The 20006-nt window shown below is 50.5% G+C and carries 15 protein-coding genes; 3 read left to right on the top strand and 12 right to left on the bottom strand.

The window, feature by feature from the left end; all coding sequences use genetic code 11:
• Positions 1-150 precede the first annotated feature (150 nt).
• The 3 genes from DKW72_RS02880 to DKW72_RS02870 all read left to right on the top strand — a co-directional run bounded on the left by DKW72_RS02880 (position 151) and on the right by DKW72_RS02870 (position 6033).
• A complete protein-coding gene (locus DKW72_RS02880) occupies positions 151-3360 on the top strand; it encodes a G8 domain-containing protein (protein ID WP_111640787.1) in 3210 nt (1069 codons plus the stop codon).
• A 904-nt stretch (positions 3361-4264) separates the two neighbouring features.
• The gene (locus DKW72_RS02875) at positions 4265-5173 is read left to right on the top strand and encodes a glycosyltransferase family 2 protein (protein WP_111640786.1); all 909 of its coding nucleotides are present in this window, start codon (positions 4265-4267) and stop codon (positions 5171-5173) included.
• Positions 5170-6033, top strand: coding sequence for a rhamnan synthesis F family protein (locus DKW72_RS02870; protein WP_111640785.1), 864 nt, complete (start codon positions 5170-5172; stop codon positions 6031-6033). The genes DKW72_RS02875 and DKW72_RS02870 overlap by 4 nt, the downstream gene beginning before the upstream one ends.
• On the opposite strand, the gene DKW72_RS02865 is transcribed toward DKW72_RS02870, so the two are convergent.
• The 12 genes from DKW72_RS02865 to DKW72_RS02810 form a co-directional block, all read right to left on the bottom strand.
• Positions 6030-6566, bottom strand: coding sequence for a hypothetical protein (locus tag DKW72_RS02865; protein ID WP_157960377.1), 537 nt, complete (start codon positions 6564-6566; stop codon positions 6030-6032). The two genes, DKW72_RS02870 and DKW72_RS02865, sit on opposite strands and share 4 nt — an antisense overlap.
• Positions 6567-6577: 11 nt before the next feature.
• Positions 6578-7639 (bottom strand): dTDP-glucose 4,6-dehydratase, encoded by a 1062-nt coding sequence (gene rfbB, locus DKW72_RS02860; RefSeq protein WP_111640783.1) that lies wholly within the window; start codon positions 7637-7639, stop codon positions 6578-6580.
• A 109-nt stretch (positions 7640-7748) separates the two neighbouring features.
• Positions 7749-8300: a dTDP-4-dehydrorhamnose 3,5-epimerase gene (gene rfbC / locus DKW72_RS02855; RefSeq protein ID WP_111640782.1), complete on the bottom strand. Its 552-nt coding sequence runs from the start codon at positions 8298-8300 to the stop codon at positions 7749-7751.
• A gap of 155 nt (positions 8301-8455) precedes the next feature.
• The gene (gene rfbA / locus DKW72_RS02850) at positions 8456-9352 is read right to left on the bottom strand and encodes a glucose-1-phosphate thymidylyltransferase RfbA (protein WP_232522291.1); all 897 of its coding nucleotides are present in this window, start codon (positions 9350-9352) and stop codon (positions 8456-8458) included.
• Positions 9334-10077 (bottom strand): ABC transporter ATP-binding protein, encoded by a 744-nt coding sequence (locus DKW72_RS02845; protein ID WP_111640781.1) that lies wholly within the window; start codon positions 10075-10077, stop codon positions 9334-9336. The genes rfbA and DKW72_RS02845 overlap by 19 nt, the downstream gene beginning before the upstream one ends.
• On the bottom strand, positions 10074-10844 hold the full coding sequence (locus tag DKW72_RS02840; protein WP_111640780.1) for an ABC transporter permease: 771 nt from the start codon (positions 10842-10844) through the stop codon (positions 10074-10076). Before DKW72_RS02840 ends, DKW72_RS02845 begins: the two co-directional genes overlap by 4 nt.
• Positions 10845-10932: 88 nt before the next feature.
• Complete coding sequence (locus DKW72_RS02835; protein WP_111640779.1) at positions 10933-13173, bottom strand: glycosyltransferase family 2 protein; 2241 nt, start codon at positions 13171-13173, stop codon at positions 10933-10935.
• Positions 13173-14066 carry a hypothetical protein gene (locus DKW72_RS02830; RefSeq protein ID WP_111640778.1) on the bottom strand — a complete coding sequence of 298 codons (894 nt, stop codon included), beginning with the start codon at positions 14064-14066 and terminating at the stop codon, positions 13173-13175. The genes DKW72_RS02835 and DKW72_RS02830 overlap by 1 nt, the downstream gene beginning before the upstream one ends.
• 58 nt (positions 14067-14124) lie before the next feature.
• Positions 14125-15675, bottom strand: coding sequence for a glycosyltransferase family 4 protein (locus tag DKW72_RS02825; RefSeq protein WP_111640777.1), 1551 nt, complete (start codon positions 15673-15675; stop codon positions 14125-14127).
• On the bottom strand, positions 15662-17800 hold the full coding sequence (locus DKW72_RS02820) for a glycosyltransferase family 2 protein (RefSeq protein WP_111640776.1): 2139 nt from the start codon (positions 17798-17800) through the stop codon (positions 15662-15664). Before DKW72_RS02820 ends, DKW72_RS02825 begins: the two co-directional genes overlap by 14 nt.
• Entirely contained in the window at positions 17797-18762 is a 966-nt protein-coding gene (locus tag DKW72_RS02815) for a glycosyltransferase (protein ID WP_111640775.1), read from the bottom strand. The genes DKW72_RS02820 and DKW72_RS02815 overlap by 4 nt, the downstream gene beginning before the upstream one ends.
• A gap of 358 nt (positions 18763-19120) precedes the next feature.
• Positions 19121-19819, bottom strand: a complete 699-nt coding sequence (locus DKW72_RS02810) for an ATP-grasp fold amidoligase family protein (protein ID WP_198411193.1) — start codon at positions 19817-19819, stop codon at positions 19121-19123.
• Positions 19820-20006 lie beyond the last annotated feature (187 nt).

Here is a 20006-nt window from a genome sequence, read left to right as displayed (position 1 = left end):
TTATCAAGGAAGAGCTCAGCCTGAAAAACATCTATTTCTAAGCACGCCCTTCCATGCCCCTCAAATTTATCCTCATCACCCGAGATGATTCCTATGCGAAAAGCAAGGTAGAAGGACATATCTTTAAACCGTATAGCGAAAGGCTTAGAAATGAAATACGCAAACTGGGTTATCACCCTGATTTTGACGAGCGCTGTCCTAGCGGCCTCGGCTAACGCGACAGTTACCGGCCATGTTAGAGCGCCTGATTCTTATAGTAGAAGTTACGCCATCAGCGGCTGGGCCTGCGAAATAGGCTCAAATCAATCTATCGACGTGCATATATACCTAGGAGGAGCGGCAGGAAGCGGGCAACTATTTAAAGTCGTGAAGGCAGATCGCTCCTCTGAGCCGGCAGTTGCAAATGCGTGTCAATCCAACGGCACAGCTTACCGCTACAGAGTTCCCATGAGCTATCAACAAGCGCTGGCACACAAAGGGAAACGAATATATGCTCACGGGATATCAAGGCCCGGGCAGCCAAACCCTCTACTTATTGGCTCAGGTGACTACCGAGTGCCCAACCCGCCCGCTCCTAATGTAATTGGGCACATTGAAGGAATTTATAGCTCCAATGGTCAATATTCTGTGCAAGGGTGGGCCTGCCAAGTAGGCAATCCAGACCCCATTGATGTCCACCTATTTGCGGGCGGACCAGTCGGAAGCGGTACCGTCCTTCGAAGCTCAAAAGCTAATCGCAGCTCTAACCAAGCTATTGCTAATGCCTGTTACACAAACTCGCGGAACTATAGATTTCGAATACCTGTCAGGGGAAGCGATATAGTCGACCACCACAACGAAAGAATCTATGTCCACGGAATATCCCAAAACGGAACACCCAACAATCTGCTAACACGCTCCGGAAATGAGCGCTTCCCCTCCGAAGTGAACCTTAGCGACCTGGTTGATCACAAGGGAAGTGGAAATATAATCATACCGCGAGAGCTAACTGTCATAATTGATCAGTCAGTGGATATTTCTCTGCTTAAGGTAGAAGGAAAACTCCTCTGCCGAAACAATGGAGAATACGAAATAAAAACAGAAGGCATTCTTGTCGAGGGAGCCAGTGCGAGACTCCAATGCGGTACAGAATCCTCTCCGTTCACAGGAAATCTAGATTTCATCTTCAAAGGCAAGAAATCGATAGACAATCTTTCGTCAAGCGGACACCACATGGGCAGTAAAGCTTTTGTGGCTCACAATGGTGGCACCATCAGACTTCACGGCGCACCGGGAAACGAAGGTTTTACTCACTTGGACCAAACCGCACGCCCCGGAGACAAAAGCATCTACCTAGATCGCGCCGTCTCGTGGAAACCCGGCGATACGATAGTCGTGACATCATCAAGCTTTGATCCAAAAGACGCGACAACCTTTACCATCAAGGCAATTTCAAATGGAGGACGGCGTATTGATCTTGAAGAAACGGTCGAGCACTTGCACTGGGGGGAGACAAAGTATTACCACAACGACAGAGGGAACAGCTGGACGCTTGACCAGCGAGCAAAAGTAGCGAACTTATCTCGCAACATATCAATCTCATCAGCAAACGATAGTCACGTTCAGAATAATTTCGGTGCCCACATGATGATCGCTGGGAACAACAGTAAAGCCTTCATCGATAATGTAGAGTTCAATCGTGTCGGCCAAATGGGGAAAATCGGAAAGTACCCTTTTCACTGGCATCTAATGGGAGATGTATCAGGTCAATTCATAAGAAACTCAAGTATTCACGACTCCTATCATCGCTGCTTAACAATTCATGGAACTCACCATGCCCGAGTAGAAGGAAACACATGTTATGACCACTATGGGCACGGATATTTCATGGAGCTCGGAAATGAAACACACAACATAATTCGCGGGAACATTGGAATACTGTCTAAACGCATTCCAGAAGAGGATGACGCCCTACTGATTAGTGAGCACCGAGGTGACAACTTTAGATACGCCGCACCCGCCACTTTCTGGGTAACAAATCCTGCCAACTATATCTATGACAATGTGGCAGCAGGGTCAGAAGGCACTGGATTCTGGATGTCATTCAAGAAAAGGATGCAGTGCAACGCTAGCGACTGTCTACACAGAGCTAGCGGAGGAAATACGTTTCCCGCCTACACTAACACTTTTCGATTTGATAACAATATCGCTCATAGTAGTAAAGTTGGCATCACTCACGATGGCGCCCATGAAGGCGCGCCAATCAGGGGGAGCGACCACAACCGACGTCTTGATGGAGTTGTTTACGAGCCGTCTGACTATCCCATCTTCAAAAACCTCGTAGCCTATATGAATCTGAATACAGGAATATATTACCGAGGATCACGAGCAGTTTATGAAAACGCTATTTTGGCAGACAATGGGGCCTCTGCATTCTTTGCATTTGATCAGGAGTTGATTGACAGTTTGATTGTTGGCTACAGCGACAACCTGCGAGAATTAGGGGGCGACTATTACGTACGCAATACAAACTGGGACCGTCGAGAGCCGATGTCAGGTGTTCGCGTTTACGACGGACCATTTTATTTGAACGGCGTTCACTTTGCCGATTTTCCAGAAACTGAAAAAAGGGCGAATGGCAGAGATATCACACCAACAGCATTTCTACTGATGGGCGGAGCAGCAAGATATGTTAACCAAACAGAGAATCTAACATTTTCTCCTAGTCTAATTGCAAGGAAAGTTGATCTAACTTCGACTACACAAAACTGGAAAGACTCCTATACGGCTGCAATACTTGACAAAGATGGTAGCCTTCTTGGCACACCCAACAGACTCTTAAGACCAGACCACCGTATAAATAGAGTTGACAACCGCTGCAACCTCGCAAGCGGCTATGGAGAGGTCTCGACCCTCAAGTGTGACTACAGAATTAGTCACGCACGCTTTGTACTGGGCACAGAGAACACTATCCCGTTCAGAGTAAATAGAATTTCTCCCAATGAAGGCGACGTTCGACATGAGCACGAAATAGACGAGACGAAGACTGAATTTTACAATAAGTTTTCAATGATCATGGATGAAGGCTATGAGTATCACGTCCGAAACTTAAACCAGGGAAATCTTAGTAACTTGAGCATTAACTATTCAGCTGATAGCGCGTCAGATATATCGCCCGTAATTGTTCTAATCAGTTCGGGAAAATGCTCGATCGACAACGCCACAAGAGTCGGCTCAATTGAGGAGCTTGAAAATGTAACAACATCTTCATACTTTAGTGGACCCTCTCACTTCTTCATGAGATTGAAAGGTGAAAGAATCGAAAAAATGAGAGACGACCTCCCAAACGCTCGCCAAAGCTTCAAGCTTAACTGCGGATAGTGCCCGATATCTCCAGGGGGCTTAGCTTCCTGGAGGTTTATCCCCCCCTCGACCGCCTACGGAAAAGCGCGCACATGACAACACTGATAGAGATGTGCCAGGCCAACCACATCCGTTCGAGAAACATGCTGCTCTCTCCACGCTCCAACGCCAGAATGAGCGCGCCCGCCTGACTCTCTCTAGCTGCCTACTTTCCAGCGTCGAGCACTTCTATCACTACACGCCATACTTTATCAAATTCATAGATCATTCCTTGGCTAAAGAGATAAAGGTATAACATCAGCCAAAAGGCCACCTTATACATTCAAAGCCTACTCCATTACCAGGTGGCAGTAGACCCGAGCTTGCTTTTTGTATCGGCGTCACACTACTGCCGAATCTGTATGGAGCGGATACTGATACTGTCGCCACTACAGCCATACTAGCTAGTATCGGACTGGCACATCCCCCATATGGACAGCCATAATCACGGCCATTCTCGCTTCATATGCGCTGCCCGTCCGGATTACAAAGATATCGCTATTACAGCCTGACCGATTATTAGAAGAACCTTCCAACCTCACTTCGATGCTTCCTCCATTAAGCATCTTAATGTTCTCAATCTTGCTATAAGCGGTCCAATTAGCCGATGCTTGACTGCTCAAAATAATCAGGGTCAAAGCAATCCCAATTTTCTAAATAGTATTCATAACCACTTCCTTTTATAAATAAATGAGGCCTATAACGGCTGTATGAGCGCCATCGAATGGGAAAAATTACCAGCGAGTGATAATAACGGTCGTGACGCACGTCACAATTCTAATGCTACGAGATTGGATCGCTGTACTCCAAGAACCTAAAGAGACCTACAAAATTAGCTTATACATGCTAAAATCGACGCAAATACAGCGACAGTTGACCTGAAATGCACGTAAAGTACGAAACTATAATCTGCACCTACAACGGCGAAGCGTACATTGAGGCGCAGCTCTGCAGCATACTCCAGCAGAGCCCTCCACCAATCGCCATCTGGGTAAGTGATGATGGTTCAACCGACAAGACAGAACAAATAGTGACCAGCACTGGTCGCCAATCAACCGTCCCCATTCACTGGGTCCGGGGGCCGGGCCAAGGCATCGTGAAAAACGTATTTTCAGCACTGCGAAAAACAGTAGCTGATTACGTTTTCCTGGCCGACCAGGATGACATATGGCTAGAAAACAAAGTGGCAATATTTTCAGAGGAGATGTACAGCGCAGAAGACGAGCGCACAAAGTTTCCTCACCTTATATTTTCTGATGCGTGGGTCTGGCATCCCCAGAGTGAGAAGCGAAAGTCGTTCTGGATGGCCAATAACATCAACCCCAGCAATGCGAACATGCTCTCTCATACCGCATTCTATAACAGCGTTCAGGGCGCCTCATCATGCGTTAATCGCGCGATGATTGATTGCATCAAGGATCATGACGCCATCATTATGCACGACTGGTGGATGGCCCTGATAGCTGCTTCTTTTGGCAGTATTACGCATATAGATGAACCGACGATGCTTTACAGGCAACACCGCAGTAATCTGGTGGGCTCTAGCAAACCCAGGCTCAAGAAACTAATGGCGGCAAAGAATAATATTTCACGATCAGCCAGACAGCTGGAAGCGTTCCGAAGCCACTATCTCGACAAGCTTAGCGATGATAAGCGTGATTTTTTCACCGATTTTCACAAAAGCGTAAAGAAAGGAGGCATATCCAGAATGTCCTTCATATCCAAGCACAAAATAAAACACAAAACCCTTCCAAAAACACTGATGCTTTGGGCAGGATATCTCACCAAATGAAAGAAAGAGCCATCATCTTTGCGCATTATGATCCGGAAGGAATCGTTGACCCTTACGTTATTGCTTTGCTGGAGAACCTTAGGCCATACTGCAGAACACTTATTCTGGTGAGCGCCAGCGGAAGCTTGCACAACGAGAATGAAATTTCCGGGCTATGCAGCCATTTACTCGTTCGCGAGAACAGCGGGTATGATTTTGGAAGCTGGAAGGAAGGGCTAAGCACCCTACTTAAGGAAGAAAGAGTTGAAGGCTACGAGGAAGTGGTTTTTATCAATGATAGCGTTTACGGGCCAATCAGCCCTTTGGAAAACCTCTTTTCATGGGCAGAAAAACACGATTATGATTTATGGGGGGTAACATCAAGCGCCGAAAGGCAACACCACATCCAGTCGTACTGTTTTGGCATCCGCATTAGCGCTTTCAAAAATGGAAAGTTCAACAAAGTTTGGGGCGCCATTAAACCCAACTCTGATAGAGATGCGTCTATAACCCAGTGCGAAATACAGTTGACGCAAGAGGCCCTGAGACAAGGCTTAACTGTAGGCACTTACATTGACCCGAACAGTTTCTCACTAAAACAACGCATAGCTTCCGCACTAAAGCTAAGAAGCACTCGCGCAAAAGCGGTCATCAAAACGTTACGCTATGCACTGCTCAACAAGCCTATAAACCCTACCCAGCTACTGTGGCAAACAACCGTAGAACTGGGCAGCCCTTTTATAAAAGCCGAGCTCTTTAAAAGAAACCCTGAAAGGGTCTCACATAGATCGATAGAGCGGTTTCTGACAAGTCGAACCCATTACCCGTCAACCCTTATCAGAAACCACATCACTCGCACGTACAAACAGAAACAGGATTAACGCTCAGCAACAAACGTACACGTTCTAGGCCCTCTGCGGCCCTCCAGCGACAGGCGACCATCACCAAGCTCGCCTTCCATCGATATGACTTTAACGTCGTTCGAGCCTTCGGTATACCATCCCTCCAGAACAACATGACCATTGCGAACCGCACCACGCCAATACTCAAACACGAAATCCAGTTTGGCCGGAATACCGCCAGTTTCAGAAATAATGGATAGCAGGCGATCACTTTCCCGCCGCTCCACACCAATAAGGTCATGCCCCACATACACCTCCCGAGCACGTTCGAATGGCTGCCATTGACCGGAAGGGCCACAGGCCAGAACGCCTTCCCAGCGCTCAAACGCCTCATTATCTGCCAAGCTTTCAAAGCGCAGCGGATGGATCGCCGGGTTGGGTGGGCCCGACTCTTCCCCAAACTCCATCGTCAGATACACATACAGGGCACCACAAACCAAAACCACTAGCACCAGTATCAGCGCTGTCGTCTTATCCATGAATCCCCGTTGTCCAAATAACGAACCGCTCATAAATTGCCTCTCTAGCTATCGCCTAAGCGTTGAAGTTTGTAATCGCCCGAAAGCACATTCTGCCACCAACTCTCGTTCTCCAGATACCACAGCACCGTCTTTCTTAAGCCAGACTCAAAAGTCTCCTCAGGCTTCCATCCAAGCTCCTGCTCAATCTTGCTTGCATCAATCGCATAGCGTCGGTCATGGCCGGGGCGATCGTTCACATAAGTGATCAAATCTGCGTATCGGGCTACATCGACTGGCTTGCGAGGCGAAAGTTCCTCAAGCAACTCGCAAATCGACAAAACGACATCCAGGTTTTTCAGCTCATTATGACCACCGATATTATAGGTACTGCCTACCTGCCCTGCAGACGCCACCCTCAGCAACGCCCTGGCATGATCCTCAACAAAAAGCCAGTCTCTCACCTGGCTTCCATCGCCATACACGGGCAGAGGCTTGCCGGCCAAGGCATTCAAAATCATATGGGGAATGAGCTTCTCGGGAAAGTGATACGGGCCATAGTTATTTGAGCAATTCGTTACAATAACGGGTAATCCGTAAGTGCGGCCCCACGCCCTCACCAAATGGTCAGATGCGGCCTTCGATGCAGAGTATGGCGAACTGGGAGCATAAGGTGTGACTTCGGTAAACAGCGCCTCATCCGAATCGAGATCGCCATAAACTTCGTCTGTAGAAACATGATGAAAACGAAAGCTCATCTTCCTGGCGGCCGGCAGAATCGCCCACCACTCCCTGGCGGCCTGCAACAAGTTGAAGGTACCCGTTATATTCGTGTCCAGAAACGCCTTCGGCCCCTCGATAGAGCGATCCACATGTGACTCTGCGGCTAAATGCATGACGATATCCGGCCCGAACCCTACTACCGTAGCGCGCACAGCCTCTGCATCGCGCAGATCGACATGAGCGAAATTCACCTTCGGATGGGCTTCATAACCGGGAATAGATTCAAGATTGCCCGCATAGGTCAGCGCATCGAGGATCATTACGTCGTGGACGTTTTCGTCCATCAATTGGCGGACAACCGCCGAGCCGATAAAGCCGGCACCGCCGGTGATCAGAAATTTCATGGGTTTGGTCATTTTTTTGGTTCAGTATTGATTCAATTTTTGAAGCGGCAGCTTACAGCAGCTTGGGTGCTTCAGGTGTCGGGTTACGCCCTACGCGTTAACCCGACAATCATCCACCTAAAGCTGAAAAACCTGACAAGCTCATTCCCTGTCTGTCTTTCTCTGACAATTTAACTTCCGCGATACCCTCCGACGGCCACGCAATACCCAACATCGGGTCATTCCATGCAATAGTCACTTCTGACTCAGGGTGGTAATAGTCTGTGCACTTGTAAACAAACTCTGCAGTCTCAGACAGCACGAGAAACCCATGTGCGAAACCCGCCGGCACCCACAGCTGATGCTTGTTGTCCGCGCTCAAATAGTCACCCACCCATTGACCGAAGGTAGGAGAACCCGGACGAACATCCACGGCCACATCGAACACCTCACCCGCAGTAACACGCACCAGCTTGCCTTGTGTCTGCTGAGTCTGAATATGCAGGCCACGCAGAGTCCCTCGGGCCGAGAGTGAATGGTTATCCTGCACGAACGCCACATCAGCAACGTACTCTCTGAACCATTGATCACGAAAGGTTTCCATAAAGAACCCCCGTTCATCGCCGAAAACGCGGGGCTTAAGGACTTTCACGTCCGGGATTTTTGTGTCGATTATTTCCATTGCTATATTGTTCGTTAATTTGAGTTTGATGCCTCAGGTGTCGGATTACGCTGCGCTAATCCGACCTACTTGAACAATTTCGCTCCACATCCAGTAGGTCAGATTAGCCCGAAGGGCGTAATCCGACACCTGTGGCACTGAGTACGCGCGGTGCGCTAATCCGACCTACTGGATAGGATTTTTAAGAGGTACTGGCCGTAACCACTTTTCAAATGCTCGTGGGCCAATGCTTCTAACTGCTCAGCGGAAATAAACCCCTGCTCGTAGGCAGCTTCCTCCGGGCAGCATACTTTCAACCCCTGGCGATGCTCAATGGTTTGAACATAGTGTGCCGCACTCAACAGGTTGTCGTGAGTGCCCGTATCCAGCCACGTGAACCCACGCCCCATGATCTCAACATTCAACTTATTGGCACGTAGGTAGGCCATATTCAAATCAGTGATTTCCAACTCACCCCGGTGCGAAGGCTTCAGATCCTTCGCCAGCGCACAAACATCGGCGTCGTAAAAATACAGCCCTGTGACAGCGTAGTTGGACTTGGGCACCTCGGGCTTCTCTTCAAGGCTGATCACCCTGCCTTCGCCATCAAACTCGGCCACACCGTACGCCTTAGGATTATCTACATGATAACCAAAGATAGTCGCACCATCGGTACGTACAGACGCGCGCTGCATCAACTCATTCAGACCATGACCGTAGAATATATTGTCCCCAAGGATCAGAGTGCTTGGGTGTCCCGCCAAGAACTCCTCACCCAAGATAAATGCCTGCGCCAAACCATCAGGGCTCACCTGCACCACGTATTCCAGGCGAATACCCCACTGGCTGCCATCCCCCAGCAGACGCTGAAAAGCCTCCTGATCGTGAGGGGTCGTAATAATGAGAATATCGCGAATCCCGGCCTCAATCAGTGTCGCCAATGGGTAATAAATCATCGGTTTGTCATAAACAGGCATAAGCTGCTTACTGGCGCCCAGCGTCAAGGGATAAAGCCGCGTGCCCGAGCCCCCTGCCAATATTATTCCTTTACGCGTCATTTGCTTTGCGCCCATGCAACATCGCCTCCCGACTCATCAAGCTTATCCATAAAACGCCGGTACTCGCGAGACACTTCCCGCGTATCACCTTCTGCCATAATTAATCCATCTTCGAGCCACAGCGCTCTACTGCAAACCTTTTCAACCTGTTTTCCGCTATGGCTTACAAAAACCACGGTCTGATTGCTGCTTACCTTCTCCATCATGGCCTTCTCGGCCTTGCGCTTGAAGTGCTGATCACCAACGCTCAGCGTCTCATCAATCAGCAGAAGATCCACATCTGTCTTCATTGCCGTCGCAAAACCCAAACGACTGCGCATGCCTGAAGAATAGGTTTTGACTGGACGCTCAAAAAAATCGCCCAGTTCGGAAAACTCCTTAATACTCTCCAGTGCCTCTCTGGCAGCCTGCCGATCGTAGCCCTGGAGCATTGCGCTCAGCATCGCATTGTCGCGACCGCTCAAGCTCTGGTCAAATCCCATACCCAGTGTCAACAGAATCCGGGAAATACGCTCGCTGGTCACCAATTCGCCACCGGTAGGAGCTACAACACCGTTGAGTATTCTCAATAAGGAGCTTTTTCCACAGCCATTTCTCCCCATAATTCCCAACGTTTCGCCTCGACGAATATCGAATGTCAGTCCCTTGAGCACCTTGTACTCAAAACGCCTGAAGCCCCATATCCTGCTGCGGTAGCTGAACTCCATGCTCCGAGCCGATAGTAAAATCTCTGAATTCATGCGTTAATCACCCGTGCCGCGATGTCCTGACTTTTGACATGATAGACCCAGTGCATAAAGACAATTCCAGCAAGGCAAACCACACCCAGCACGGCCAAGTGCCCCAAATCATAAAGCTCATTTCGGATGATGATGGCCCGGTAGGCGTCAATCAGATACGCCAACGGATTAAAGGTCAGCAACATATCCCGCCTAGCCGGGTCCTCAATCTGGCTGATATCCCAAAAAATGCCCGACATGAACATCAGGGACATCATGGCCATATTGATGAGAATCCGCATATCGCCAACATAGCTTACCGCCAAGGCAGCAATCAGTGTGCAGAGCGCGATCAAAAAGTACTGAACAACAAACAGCGGTAACAACCAAAACCATTGCCAATCAGGGAAATGCCCCCAGAAGGCAGCCAAACAAAACAGGACCAGGAACACCAGCCACTGCTTGTAGAGAACCACCTGAAGCTTGTGGTAGGGAAAAAATGCCTTCGGCATGTTGGTTTGGTTGATAAGCCCACGGCTGTTGGCAATGCTATCCGACCCAGACGTAACGGCTTTACTGAACCACAAAAAGACGACTTTACCACTCAGAATAAAGAAAAGATCTCGCCCAAAACTCAGCAGAATCTCAAATACAAAATAGAAGGACAACGCCCACAATAGTGGCTCAATCACCCACCACAAATAACTCAGGTAGAGCTTGGAAGCCTCGGACTTAAGCGACATTCGCGCTTTCAGGTCAAGTAGGCTGATAAACTGAAAAGGGGTCATTGGTTAATTTTTAACCTTAAACGAAAGGGATAGTGCACGCGTTCATTGACTGAACGCATGCTATATCCTTTATAGACACATGTAAACCTCAGACATCCAGGGAGAAATCTTCCCTTTTACGGCTAAGATTTGGGTTATAAGCGGGATCCTGATCAAGCGCACTGCCCCATCGCTCGCGCATCGTGCGGGTTTCGCGCAAGAAGCGATCCCGCTTCTCTCGGGTATCCTCCGCCCCGCGAGACACTGATTCATGGTGATAGAGCTCGGCGTAAGGCGTCCATAAGTTTCGATAACCCGCCTCACGTACTTTCAAGCAAAAATCGACATCATTAAACGCTATAGACAGATGCGCCTCATCCAAACCGCCAACCGCCTCAAACACCGACTTTCGCACCAGCAGGCAGGCCGCGGTAACCGCTGAAAGGTTCTGCACGAGTGTGAGGCGTGAAAAGTAACCATAGCTGGACTGAGGGAAGTACTTGTGCGAATGGCCAGCAACACCACCGATCCCCAAAATCACCCCGCCGTGCTGAAGCTTCCCGTCAGGATAATAAAGCTTGGCACCCACACAGCCAATCTCAGGCCTGATCGCATGGCTGACCATCTCGCGCAACCAATCACCGTTTATGGGTTCAATATCATTGTTCACCAACCCGAGGATGTCCCCAGTGGCCAACTTTGCGCCAAAATTATTGATCGCGGAAAAGTTAAACGGATGATCCCACCGGTGTATCGAAACCCGGCTATCACCACGAAGCTCATCAAAATAGGCCAGGGTTCTGGGGCAGGAAGTCTGGTTATCCAATATCAGCACCTCAAGTGCCGAGTAATCAGTTTTCTTTAGGATCGAATCAACACAAGGCTTCAGAATATCGACACCGTCCCGGGTGGGAATCAACAACGACACCTTGGGCAGCGGGTTGCTCAGGGGCCAGATGACCCGATAGCTATTGGGAACACGCCCCTCTACCGCGCGAGCGCCCAAACCCTGACCTTCGAGATAATCCGTCACCGCACGCAGGCCGGCACTGGCTGTATACGTCTTTCCTGAAGCGGCAGCCGCTGTAGAGCCTTCAATCATACGCCAATGGTAGAGGACATCCGGAATATGCACCACGGTCTCAGCCGTCAAATATGGCAGGCAACGGAGCAGTAAATCATGATCCTGACTGCCTTCGGTACCCGGGCGAAATCCTCCCACCTCACGAACAAGATCTGCAGCCAACACTGTCAGGTGGCAGATATAGTTTTGCCCCAAGAGCAAATCCGGATTCCAGTCTGGCTTGAAATGGGGATCCGAACGCTGCCCCTTCCCATCCACTTTATCTTCGTCAGAATAAACCAGTTTTAATGAAGGATCTTCTACCAGTCGTTCGGCCACTCTCAGCAACGCGTGAGGCGCGAGAAGGTCATCATGATCAAGGAGCGCCACATAATCACCCGCCGCCAACTCAAGCGCTGAATTACTGGCATTGACAATATGGCCGTTGTCTTCACGAAAGACCACGTTTATGCGTTTATCGTTTTCCGCATAAGACGCCAGGCACGCGCGCACGTCCGAGTTTGAAGATGCATCGTCTGCAATACAAAGCTGCCAATGCGGATACACCTGAGCAAGTACAGAATCAAGACATGCCCGCAGATACACTAGCGGCGTATTGTACACAGGAAGCACAATGGAAATGACCGGGAGCGTTTCCACATGCTTCGCCAACGTGCGGTACTCAGCAACGTAGGTCCCGACAGACTTGCTGCGCTCGCCCATCCACTGCTTATACTGTGCTGACTTCTTTGACGCTCCCAAACTGCCTGAAAAATAACGCCTCATCAACGCGGGCCGGCGGATGCCCATCTGGCGAGCCTTCGCCTTAATCGCCTCTTTGATCTCATCAATTGACTTGTTCATATACTCCATCTGGGCATCCGCCAGCCAACGATAGGCCGGAGATTCCACCAAAAAATAAGGTACTCTTATCAAACGAAACCGACGGACGCTGAATTCTCCCTCATCATCCATCGGTGAAAAGCGAATAGCTTTAGGCGTTGACTCAAAATAGCATATCCGACGAATTCTCTGACCGCTGGGCAGCGCTACGGTAAAGCTTGCACCCTGCTCAAACCCATAGCCATAATCAACCTCGATCCGCGCTGGCGCAATATCAACGGCATAGTCGACAGCCAGCTCAAGCAGATACCAGCCCTTTAACAGCCTGGGCCGCTGAGCAACAAATGCAGGTGAAATCGATAAAGATCGATACTGGCCCGCGGAACCGAGAGAATCAACCGACTCATTAGGCCTAAAAGCTGGCCACGCTAAATACATCAGCATTAAACGCTCTCACTTCCTGACACCGAAACCAGATAGCTCTCAACACGCCGAGTCAGCTCAGTCAAATCTTCACCCTCATAACAAATTTCATCGTCGGCCAACTGCCCGTACAACGAGAGGAAGTGAAAATAGATAGCCCTGTACTCCGCATCCGGTTTCTTTGGGTGAAAGCAGCCATCGGTGTTCTTTTTTTTCAAGTTCTCCAAGAACCGTACAAGTGAGCGATTCAAGAATACAAAACGAATTCCTTTTACCGAGGCATCTTCTCGATTTTTCAGAGCCGCGAGCTCTCGCAACACATCGGTATCGTTGGACAAAACAACTGGGCCAGGCGCACTGGCTGAACGCATCCAATCCAGGACCGCCGATGCACTCACCTTTCTCTTCTTCTTGAGAAAGTAGTAATCCATATCATGAACAGCCCGATCGAGGCCCAATTGTTCCAATACCGCGGATTTTCCTGACGCCGAGTGCCCCACCAAAGCCACTATCGGCACTTGCTCCGGCTGCACTTGCTGCTCACGGCGAAAAACAATTTTTGCCAGGTCACGGCGTCCTTTTCGGCCCTCCACATAAAGGGTTCCAGGCTGCTGTTGTCTACCTTTGAATTCAAAGCCATAGGCACCAGAGTCTTTGATACCCAGCTCTGAGAGGTGTTTGTTGACATCGGCGCGCTCCACATTGCGCACAGCCTGCCTGGGATTCTCTGACTTCGCATCAAAATACACATTGCCATCAAAAAAATCCGTCATGGCTGGTGTTATATACACCCATCCCGCCAAACGAAAGCCTTCACTATCCGCTCGATCGTCAGGTCTTGGGCTGTTTACCGAATACAAGAAGCGGCTGCGGTCATCACTAGCCTCTAACTTGACTACTTCAATGAATTTCATACTACACTTCCGTCGGTGGCAGTGGGCGGCATTTTGCGCAGCCCAATACTGCCATATACTAGGGGGTATTGTGTGGCGCTAAAATGTTAACTTTTTGTAGCGCTTCGACCAAACGCTTCTGAACAGCCTCCCGGCCATAATCACCGCTTTTGACTTTAGCGGCCCGCCCCATACTCATACGATGCTTCTCATCTGTCAGCCACTCTACCCTCTCCGCGACAGCAGCCACATCCCCTAGCGGCACCAGATAGCCCGTCTTGCCATCGTCAATCAACTCCGGCAAAGCTCCCCAGTCATACGCAATCACCGGACGCTGCGCCGCCATCGCCTCCAACACCGTCCGCCCGAAAGACTCCTGAAAACTCGACAGGTTCACCACAATATCGGCCATGGCCAGAGCATCGCGAGTATCAGGGATATAGCTCGCTACAACCAGGTTATCGGGCAACTGACCTTGCGCCTTCTGCCGGACAAACTCAGAAGTATGCTCGTTCTCAGGCCCAATCAACATACACCGAGCCTCCGAGCCACTTTCCGACAAGCTGACCGCTAGAGCCACAAAATCTCCAATGCCTTTCTTGGGCAAATTACTACTGATCATCGCAACAGTCAGCGGTGCTTTCCCTGGAGAAGGCGCTGGAATGTCACCAAAATCAACATCAGGCAAAGGGTTGGGGACCACAAAAGCATCTGGAGCACCCAGCTGCTTGGCCGTGAAGGATGAGTTCGCGAGTATAAGATCGGCCTGGCGATCAACTCTTTCGATAATCTCGGCAGGCGTTGCCCCGAGGGCTTCGCATAAAGCCCCATCGTGCGCCGGCAACTCACGCACGTGCACCACGCACGGAATACTGCAGGCTTCCGCGACCGCCAGAGGTTCATCCAGCACCAAGGTGTTTACGTAGACTGCGGATACCCGGTAACGCTCCACCAAATCTTTGAAATTATTCAACACAACGGGATTCGACGCCCGCCCTGACAACCACCAGCTGTAAGGCAGAACGGCCACCTTATGAGCGCGCTCTAACACCTGAGAAACGTATTCAGTGTTGACAGCACTCGGCAGCGTCACCACAAGGTTGAGCGGCAACGCCGCCAATAGACTCAGAATATCCAACAGGCTACGTTCGGCACCGTAGAGCTGGAGGCCCGCCTGATGGCCACAAATCAATAACGTCGGCGCACCCGGCTTGGAGGATTGCGCGCCATCCAGCTCGGGCAGCGGCAAATAGCCTCGCGCCTTTCCTACGGTCAAATAATGTCGCAAGGGTTGTTCATCGGCTCGAAGGCCATAGCGCAAGCGGTACCCGGAGCTGCTGAAGCCAGGGCCAGGATCACGCCCTTCAACAGCACCGCTGTGCCAATAGTGCCCCAGTGGATCTTCTACGGAGCGGATGTCCGGATACTGCTCCCGGTACCAACACGCATCAAACTCCGCAGGGCAAAACGGCAAACGCCCCTCATCCATACCGTGCGCCAAGTAATGCAGCGCCGGGTCAGCGCCAGCATGTCCCACATCCTTATAGTATTGGCTATACCACTGTTTATCGAAGCCTGACGGCACGCGTCGACCCCGCATGGCCCAGTAGGCGCGCTTAATCCAGCTCACCTACCCCACCGTTTAAAAAGTAATCCATTATTGCGCCGGCGCTCTCAAGCTCAAGGGTCTCAAGACTCTCTACCTGCTTAAGACCACTCAACTGCACACACTGCGTCGGCGGGTAATGCCACAGCTCCTCGCTGGCCAGTGTCACTACCGGGACCGACAAAAGCAGGCCGACATGGGCAAATCGCACACCGGACGCCTGACAAAACTCAAACACCTCATCCGCAATATGCGCTCCGTGCCAGCCCTGATAGTTTGGCCAATGGTAGAGGCACAGTTGTTCGCCCGCCGCGACCTGCTGCCGCAGATAATCCAGTACCGGCACCAACCGTTCGGACTCTTGGGTAAAGTCTGCCACCACCATCCGATCGAAGGCTGAGGGGCTGCCGCGGGTGATGCCCAAAGGCGCCGGAAACGCTCGCGCCACCTCAGAGAGCACGGGCTTTTCGCCTGCGTTCTTATGCCACCAGCGTGCCGCCTCCCGATAAAGGCGCCGCAAACCATAGTGAATGGTCTTTACATGTGTCGCCTTGGTGCGGGTGAGTGTCGAATCATCGGACAACGCAAATGATAAAGGCGTCCCCGGCAGCACATTCACCACCGCCGTGTGGCCAAAATGGCACTCCAGCCGCCACAAAAACTCCGTATCCGCTGCCACATTCACGCTGTCCCACAACCCCGTTGCCTCAAGCGCATGGCGCCTGATCAGGCAGGAGGAATGATTCGCTTCTACAAACTGGTCACTCAGTAACCAGGGGCCGACAAACTTCAAATCGTGGGTGACTCGCACCCAGTTACTACAGGAGGCAATCGCACTGGTATCATTCAACAAAGGTTGCAACTGCCGCTCAATCTTCTGCGGGTGCGACCAATCATCACTGTCATGTACCGTCACAAAGGCCCCAGTAGAGGCCCGCATGCCATTATTGCGTGTCGGGTAAGCGCCTAGATTCCGGGAATTACGCACATAACGAACACGGGAATCCCGCTCGCAATAGGCTTGCGCAACCTGCTCAGTATCATCGCTACTCGCATCATCGACAACAAGGATTTCGAGGCGTGGCCAGCTTTGCACCAAAAGGCTATCAAGTGCAATACCCAGTGTTTTGCTCGCGTTGTAAGCCGGAACAATAACGCTGACCAGAGGAAGATCTTCGGAAAACAAGGCGGCGGGAGGCGCTGACTCCGGCGCAAGGTTGTCGAGCGCCAAAGAGTTTTTTGAGTCTCTGCGCGCAACACCGACAAGCCCCGAGCGATAAAACAACGCATTCAACGCAGACAAGCGCTGGGCGTCATCGGCATACACCGCATTGGCACTGACATAGGGATATTCATTCCCCAGAATACGGACGTTCTCATCATCCGTCAAAAGGTCCGCGAGCGCCCGATAGTCCTGCAACAATGTATAGCACTTGACCAAGCCGATTAAGGCACGCTTGTTGATGCTGCCGTTCCCGTTGGCAATCGACTGTTCCACCCGCTCCAGGGCCTTCTCAGGATAGCCATGGGCGTAGTCCCAGGCGGCAAGATACCAGGCCGCCTGGCTATCGAACCATTCATCGCTGCGTGCCTCCAGTTCCGGCGCCGCCAAATGATAAAACCCGGTCCAGAGCTTTTTATTGAGCGCGGCACTGGTCGTGGGCAGACCTGAGCGCGACGCGGGCTTTGCGCCCCTATAGGGTAAGCGTCCCTCAGCCATCCCATGGTGGACATAGTGCACAAGCGGGTTGACGCCCACATTCTGCACATCAGGATTGACCCCCAGATACCAATCGGAATCGAAACCCGCACTCGGATCCAGGCCTTGAAAGCCACCGATTTCCAGGTAGTGTTTCAAAGGATCAGACTTTGCGATCGAAAGATCAGAGCGACCTGAAACCTGCTTTAAATAAAAGGTCTTATCAAACAGCCCACTCGCCAAAATGGACTGGCTCTCGGCATCAACCACCTCCGACTGGGCCGCCCTCCCTCCTAACTTAAGCAGCCGCGCCAACCCGAAACCACGAGACCAACCCGGGCGGTGCGATTGTTGATCGAGACGGGCCTCAAGCTCGGCAATTCTCAGTGCCTGGCGCTCGACGATCGCGATCGCCTCATCCAGAGTCTCAGGCCGTTTCACATCCGTCATGCCAGCTTACCTCTGACCCATCTTACGACGGCACGGGGCCTGGACTCGGAAAAGCGTAATACCGGCTCAGCATAACTTCTGTATCCGTGCCAAAGAAGCGTAGACGCCCGATCTGTTGGGCGAGGATTGGCTCGCCACGGCTTACGCGAACCGGCATAGTGGAGAACGGAGATGTCCTGGAGAAGTTCTCGCTGCTTACTGATAGACGCCTTCCAAAGGTACTCTTCCTGAAAGTTGTAGCGCGACGACACCATCTTGAGCCTACTCGTCTGCTGCTTAAAATAGTTGCTCAAGTGCGCCTGCTCGTGCAGATCCACTTTCTGCTTGGCAAAGTCCGTCACCTCGTTAAAAAAATTGCCTGACAAGAACTCCTTACCAATCAGCATCATACCGCTATTGATTCTCCAACCATGGCGTTCATCAAACTCACCATCCAACATAGCACTCAAATTGGTGTCGACTTCCATTTCAGTCCTGTCTTTACGTAGATAGTTCTGAAACTGTGGGCATGCCACCATAGAAGACCCACTCCCGAGCTTGACCAAAGGCTCCAATTTACTGAGCGCCAACATGTCCACATCGAGAAAAAGCAGGAGATCCGTATCCTGCTCCTCAAACACCGACCACTTCAGAAACGTTCCCTTATTCCATGCCGCACGCTCCTGACGTTTCACATTATTCTTCGCGAGATCATAAATCACATCGCGGCGTCGACCATCCAGAAGGACTTTCTTATCGGCAACCAACCTGACAACAGAGTCTTTAAAAACCTCCGGATCGTCTGAATAGATGGCGATAGGACAATCAAGCAACGTCTTACTACGCAGCAGGCTCACCAACATTACCTTAAAACATTCCAGGTAACCCCTATCAAAAGCAAATGCAATAGTAACAGGAGGCATGACGCCTTTATCAACCCCTATTCCCAAAAGCCCCTTTCTCTCAATATTCCGTATTGTCATAGCTTATCTAATCCGAAAGCGAAAATTTCTTAACGTAACCATTTTTCATTAACTTTTAAGGGCAGCAACCTATCTCGCCCTCATGAACAAGCTCACAAAGCTTACCGACACCTCCGTTGGGATAAGTATCAGAATTTTAAAAATACGGGAGGAGCCGCGGTAATCCCGCCTGAGGACAATCAGAGTCAAATGCCGTAACAATAGCAACAAGACGATCCGGATTATCGATCCGCATCACTGAGGCCGATAAATGCCATATCGATATAGATTCTTCCCGCCACTGCTCATGACGCGCCCAATTCACCCCAAACAAATTCAATAGCTTGATTACTCGAACCCTACGAGAGCAGCATTTACATTAATAGAGCGAAGGGGCGTCCGGAAACAGCTCCCAACTCTGTATCGAAATTGCATTGCCGTAGTCAGTAAAATTACGCCCCGCAGCAGGATAGGTGGTGTACTCCCCAAACATCGGGCCTTTGGTTGTGACGTAGAAATCCAACCTCAACATCTGCTGAGCATCCGAGGCTATTCTGTCTGCATACCTAACCAGATCGTTTAGACATTCGGGCACTGGAATATTCTTCCCCTCCGGATAGTCTGCAATAACGTGAGGTAAACGATCCCACTGCCTGGAATAGAATGACTGAGAACGCTGATCCTTGTTTCTATTAATCACCTGAAAAAATATTACACGCCCGCCATAGCAATGAGCCTTGTAGTCCAAAGGCACCATATCCGGGTATAGCGCATCGACAATAAACTCCTCAATCATGACTTTGGTGCTGGGGCTGGTGCCCGTTGCATTGAGAACAAAGTCGCGAAGATACATTTTAAATCCAGGCTCATTCCGGTCGATTCGACTTCCGCTCAGCTTGTCAATATCGCCATTCACAACCAGAACACCCTTGGAATCAGCACCATTGTGGGGCTTCGCGACGAAATTTCGAGGAAGACTCAGGACGTCAAGATCGTCTATATTTCTATCACAATAGTAGAGCTCAGGAAGAGGCACACCCAATGCCTCAACCTTTCCCCTCATTGTCAGCTTATTCACCAAACCAGCCACTCGAGTAAAGCGCTTATCACCCTCGCGATACCATATCTGCATACGCAATTGAAGCCTTTCAAACACTGTACTCGGCCTGACACCCGCATGCGCCAAGGCTTCCGCCAACCCGAAATCAAAGTAAATCCTATTAGGGTTTCGAGAGATGTACCATCTCAAAAATCTAACGGCCCTC

Source organism: Marinimicrobium alkaliphilum (genome assembly GCF_003259155.1).
GTDB lineage: Bacteria > Pseudomonadota > Gammaproteobacteria > Pseudomonadales > Cellvibrionaceae > Marinimicrobium_A > Marinimicrobium_A alkaliphilum.
Note: the sequence above shows the minus strand (reverse complement) of the source record. Positions and strands in the feature narration are given on the sequence as shown.

Bases quoted from the DNA above. Each gene is read 5' to 3' on its own strand.
- DKW72_RS02880 (WP_111640787.1), top strand. From the start codon at position 151: ATGAAATACGCAAACTGGGTTATCACCCTGATTTTGACGAGCGCTGTC.
- DKW72_RS02875 (WP_111640786.1), top strand. From the start codon at position 4,265: ATGCACGTAAAGTACGAAACTATAATCTGCACCTACAACGGCGAAGCG.
- DKW72_RS02870 (WP_111640785.1), top strand. From the start codon at position 5,170: ATGAAAGAAAGAGCCATCATCTTTGCGCATTATGATCCGGAAGGAATC.
- DKW72_RS02865 (WP_157960377.1), bottom strand. From the start codon at position 6,566: ATGAGCGGTTCGTTATTTGGACAACGGGGATTCATGGATAAGACGACA.
- rfbB (WP_111640783.1), bottom strand. From the start codon at position 7,639: ATGAAATTTCTGATCACCGGCGGTGCCGGCTTTATCGGCTCGGCGGTT.
- rfbC (WP_111640782.1), bottom strand. From the start codon at position 8,300: ATGGAAATAATCGACACAAAAATCCCGGACGTGAAAGTCCTTAAGCCC.
- rfbA (WP_232522291.1), bottom strand. From the start codon at position 9,352: ATGGGCGCAAAGCAAATGACGCGTAAAGGAATAATATTGGCAGGGGGC.
- DKW72_RS02845 (WP_111640781.1), bottom strand. From the start codon at position 10,077: ATGAATTCAGAGATTTTACTATCGGCTCGGAGCATGGAGTTCAGCTAC.
- DKW72_RS02840 (WP_111640780.1), bottom strand. From the start codon at position 10,844: ATGACCCCTTTTCAGTTTATCAGCCTACTTGACCTGAAAGCGCGAATG.
- DKW72_RS02835 (WP_111640779.1), bottom strand. From the start codon at position 13,173: ATGCTGATGTATTTAGCGTGGCCAGCTTTTAGGCCTAATGAGTCGGTT.
- DKW72_RS02830 (WP_111640778.1), bottom strand. From the start codon at position 14,066: ATGAAATTCATTGAAGTAGTCAAGTTAGAGGCTAGTGATGACCGCAGC.
- DKW72_RS02820 (WP_111640776.1), bottom strand. From the start codon at position 17,800: ATGACGGATGTGAAACGGCCTGAGACTCTGGATGAGGCGATCGCGATC.
- DKW72_RS02815 (WP_111640775.1), bottom strand. From the start codon at position 18,762: ATGACAATACGGAATATTGAGAGAAAGGGGCTTTTGGGAATAGGGGTT.